4 protein-coding genes are annotated in these 4,340 nt (G+C 59.5%); all 4 read left to right on the top strand.

What is annotated here, in order from left to right; translation table 11 throughout:
* Window positions 1-214 precede the first annotated feature (214 nt).
* Window positions 215-1,465, top strand: coding sequence for an aspartate aminotransferase family protein (locus tag QMX98_RS32675; RefSeq protein ID WP_282411982.1), 1,251 nt, complete (start codon window positions 215-217; stop codon window positions 1,463-1,465).
* 128 nt (window positions 1,466-1,593) lie between these two features.
* Window positions 1,594-2,568, top strand: a complete 975-nt coding sequence (locus tag QMX98_RS32670; RefSeq protein ID WP_077747437.1) for an amino acid ABC transporter permease — start codon at window positions 1,594-1,596, stop codon at window positions 2,566-2,568.
* Between the two features lie 6 nt (window positions 2,569-2,574).
* The gene (locus QMX98_RS32665; RefSeq protein ID WP_077747436.1) at window positions 2,575-3,366 is read left to right on the top strand and encodes an amino acid ABC transporter ATP-binding protein; all 792 of its coding nucleotides are present in this window, start codon (window positions 2,575-2,577) and stop codon (window positions 3,364-3,366) included.
* A 46-nt stretch (window positions 3,367-3,412) separates the two neighbouring features.
* A complete protein-coding gene (locus QMX98_RS32660) occupies window positions 3,413-4,246 on the top strand; it encodes a transporter substrate-binding domain-containing protein (RefSeq protein WP_077747458.1) in 834 nt (277 codons plus the stop codon).
* The last annotated feature ends 94 nt before the right edge of the window (window positions 4,247-4,340 follow it).

Genomic DNA, 4,340 nt, shown 5'->3' with positions numbered 1-4,340 from the left:
CCGCTGGACTGCGTAGCGGTCCCTCTTTTTTGGGGCCGCTGCGCGACCCAGCGGGAGCAAGCTCCCTCGCCACAGGTTACGCTTTGCCTGCCCATCTCCTATTCGCACACATCCCGACTTTTAAGATTGACCCGGCCACTTTATTTCGTTTGCCCCCACCCACTGCTCACGGCTTAGATAAAAAGAAGCATCCCTTCTTCAGAGTCGGTCATCCATGAGCAGCGAAACCATCAGCCAGTCGATCAACGTCGTTCATCCCGTCACGCTCAGCCACGGCAAAAACGCCGAGGTCTGGGACACCGATGGCAAACGCTACATCGACTTCGTCGGCGGCATCGGCGTACTGAACCTCGGCCATTGCCATCCGCGCATCGTCGAGGCCATTCGCGAACAAGCCACGCGGCTGACGCACTACGCGTTCAACGCCGCACCGCATATGCCCTACATCGAACTGATGGATCGCCTGTCGGCGTTCATTCCGGTGGACTACGCTGTCAGTGGCATGCTCACCAACAGCGGCGCAGAAGCGGCGGAAAACGCCCTGAAGATCGTCCGCGGCTCGACCGGTCGCACGGCCGTCATTGCCTTCGACGGTGCCTTCCATGGCCGCACGCTCGCCACCCTCAACCTCAACGGCAAAGTCGCACCGTACAAACAGAAAGTCGGCGCGCTGCCGGGGCCTGTGTATCACCTGCCCTTTCCAAGCAAGGACAACGGCGTGACCTGCGCCGAAGCGCTGAAGGCGATGGATCGACTGTTCAGCGTCGAAATCGACGTCAATGACGTGGCCTGTTTTATCGTCGAACCGGTTCAAGGTGAAGCGGGATTTCTGGCGATGGATGTCGAGTTCGCACAGGCGCTGCGCACGTTCTGCGATGAAAAAAATATTCTGCTGATCGCCGATGAAATCCAGTCCGGCTTCGGCCGCACCGGCGAGCGCTTTGCCTTTTCGCGCCTGGGCATCGAGCCGGACCTGATCCTGCTGGGCAAAAGCATCGCCGGCGGCGTGCCACTGGGCGCGGTAGTCGGGCGCAAGTCGCTGCTCGACACCTTGCCCAAAGGTGGACTGGGCGGCACCTATTCGGGCAACCCCATCGCCTGCGCCGCCGCATTGGCAACGCTGGATGAAATGACGGATGCCAACCTGCAAGCCTGGGGGTCGCAACAGGAAGAAGCGATTGTCAGCCGTTACGAGTCCTGGCGCGCAAGCAAACTTTCACCGTATCTGGGTCGTTTGACCGGCGTCGGTGCGATGCGCGGTATCGAGTTGACCCATGCCGACGGCTCCCCCGCCTCGGCGCAGCTCACACAATTGCTGGCGTTGGCGCGTGACGCGGGTCTGCTGTTGATGCCGAGCGGCAAATCACGGCACATCATTCGGCTACTGGCGCCGTTGACCACCGAGGCGACGGTGCTGGAGGAAGGGCTGGATATCCTCGAGGCGTGCCTGGCAAGACTGTCCTGACAGCGAAGTGCGTTCCGGGACTGACGTAGCGAATTAAGTTCGCTTGTGGTCCCGGAATCGACGTCGCAATACTGACCAAAGACCCTTTTACCTAGCGAGAACATCACCACCGACAAGCTGAGGCAGACATGTATCACGACAATATAATTTATAAGAAAAAGTCTAACGATCCTCACTTCCTGCTCGGCGTAGCCGTGGTGCTGTTCCTCGGCGCCTACCTGATGAACCTGGGCAACAGCGCCCTCAGTCATTTTCTGCATCCGCTGCTGGGCAATGCCCCGGACAGCCTGACGGCACGCAACGTCGCCATCGGGTTGGGCATTGCCGTACTGGGCACCTTGAACTTCCACGTCCTCGGGCGCCTGAAGTTCAAAGTGCAGACTACGGTGGTGTGGATCGAACTACTGATCCTGTTTCTGGCGTTCTTCGACACCTTCGACCTGTCTTACAGCTTCATCCTCGACAAGATCGGTTTCCTGATCATCCAGGGCGCTGCAACCACCTTGTACATCTCTGCAGTGGCCATCGTCCTGGCCTTTGTGCTGGCGCTGGTCGGCGCAGTGGCCAAGCTGTCGAACAACGGCCTGGCCAATGCCCTCGCCTCGTTCTACACCTCGTTCTTTCGCGGCGTGCCGTTGCTGATTCAGATCTACCTGATTTACCTGGGTCTGCCGCAACTGGGCTACGTGGTCGATGCGGTGCCTGCCGGTATCCTCGCGCTGTCCCTGTGTTACGGCGCCTACATGACCGAGATTTTCCGGGCCGGCATCCAGAGCATTCCGGTCGGTCAGTGGGAAGCCTCGCGGGCGCTGAACATCAGCCCGTTCAAGACCCTGAGCCGGGTCATCATGCCGCAGGCCTTGCGGGTGATCATTCCACCCACCGGCAACCAGTTCATCGCCATGCTCAAGGACAGTTCGCTGGTGTCGGTGATCGGTGTCTGGGAACTGATGTACCTGGCCAAGACCCAGGGGCGCGCAGACTTCCGCCACCTGGAAATGCTGATCACCGCCGCGATGATTTACTGGGCCCTGTCGTTCATTCTGGAACGGGTCCAGGCGCGAATCGAAAAACGGGTCAATCGATCCGTGGCAAGGGGTTGATGCGTGATGACTCGTACCGATACCGCCCAACAACGCGACCTGGCCCCTGCTGCGCAGACCAGTCCCTCGATGATTTCAATCACCGGCCTGAACAAGTGGTACGGCAACTTTCACGCCCTGCGTGACGTCGACCTGAACGTCGCCACTGGCGAAATCCTGGTGGTGTGCGGCCCGTCGGGTTCGGGCAAATCGACAATGATTCGCTGCATCAACCACCTGGAAAATTTCCAGAAGGGCCACATTCAGGTCAACGGCATTACGCTCACCAGTGAAGCAGAAAGTGTCAGCGCCGTGCGCAGCGAAATCGGCATGGTGTTCCAAAGCTTCAACCTGTTCCCGCACTTGAGCGTGATCGACAACCTGACTCTGGCCCCGCAGCTGGTGCAAGGCGTGTCGGCCACCGAGGCGAAAAAACGCGCGCAGGTCTATCTGGAGCGGGTGCGGATTGCCGAGCATGCCCACAAATATCCGTCGCAACTGTCCGGCGGCCAGCAGCAGCGCGTGGCCATTGCCCGGGCGCTGTGCATGAACCCCAAAGTGATGCTGTTCGACGAACCAACCTCGGCGCTGGACCCGGAAATGGTCCACGAGGTGCTGGACGTGATGGGCGAGCTGGCCACCGACGGCATGACGATGATTTGCGTGACCCACGAAATGGGCTTTGCCAGCAAGGTCGCCGACCGAGTGCTGTTCATGGATCAGGGCCAGGTGATCGAACAAGCCACCCCGGCCGAGTTTTTCAAAAACCCGCAGACCGAACGCGCACAGAAATTCCTGTCGCAAATCATCGGGCACTGAGAAGCGCTTTACCCCCGCATAACAATAACGAAAAGTGGAGATGGACATGCTCAGTAAAAAACCCGCAATCACCCTTGCTGCCGCCTTGTCACTGTTGTTCGTCGGCGCTGCGAACGCCGGTGCCGTCCTGGACAAGATCGAAAGCAGCAAGACGTTGACCGTCGCCACCTCGGCGACCTGGCCCCCGCAGGGGTTCATCAACGACAAGAATGAAATCGACGGTTTTGATATCGACGTGTCCAAGGAGATCGCCAAGCGTCTCGGCGTCGAGGCCAAATTCATCACGCCCGACTGGGATGTGATTACCGCCGGCAAGTGGAATGGCCGCTGGGACGTGTCCGTCGGCTCGATGACCGCCACCAAGAGCCGTGCGCGGATTCTCGACTTTCCCGGCACCTACTACTACGTGCCCTACGTGTTTGCGGTGCACAACAAATCCACGGTCACCGACCACAAGGCGTTGAATGGCAAAACCATCGGCGTCGAGGGCGGCACGACGTCCGAGGACTATTTCAGCCAGGCACTGGCCATCGAAACCACTGACGTGCCACCCGTCGTCTACGACGTTAAAACCGAAAAAATGAAGACCTACGCCGGCTCCGTCGGACCGCTGGACGATCTGCGCCTGGGCGACGGTGCTCGACTGGACGCCATCCTCACCCAACGCAGCACGCTGGATGCGGCCGTCAAGAAGGGTTACCCATTACGCGCTGTCGACAACGGCGTGGTGTTCTACGAACCGTTGGCCGTTGCCACCGACAAGGGTGACCCGGAGCTGAAGGCGAAACTGAGTGAAATCATCGGCGCAATGCACAAGGACGGCACGCTGACCAAACTGTCGGACAAGTGGTACGGCGTCGACTACTCGACCATCAAGTAACACCGCCCTCCCCTGAGGAAGCGAGCCTGCTCGCGATGAGGCCATCAAATTCAGCATTAATGTTGAATGTTCGACCGCCATCGCGAGCAGGCTC

This window comes from Pseudomonas sp. PS02303 (assembly GCF_029959925.1).
GTDB classification, from domain to species: Bacteria; Pseudomonadota; Gammaproteobacteria; order Pseudomonadales; family Pseudomonadaceae; genus Aquipseudomonas; species Aquipseudomonas mandelii.
This window is presented reverse-complemented; position numbering and strand designations above follow the sequence as displayed.

Coding starts and splice junctions, on each gene's coding strand:
- QMX98_RS32675 (WP_282411982.1), top strand. CDS start 215: ATGAGCAGCGAAACCATCAGCCAGTCGATCAACGTCGTTCATCCCGTC.
- QMX98_RS32670 (WP_077747437.1), top strand. CDS start 1,594: ATGTATCACGACAATATAATTTATAAGAAAAAGTCTAACGATCCTCAC.
- QMX98_RS32665 (WP_077747436.1), top strand. CDS start 2,575: ATGACTCGTACCGATACCGCCCAACAACGCGACCTGGCCCCTGCTGCG.
- QMX98_RS32660 (WP_077747458.1), top strand. CDS start 3,413: ATGCTCAGTAAAAAACCCGCAATCACCCTTGCTGCCGCCTTGTCACTG.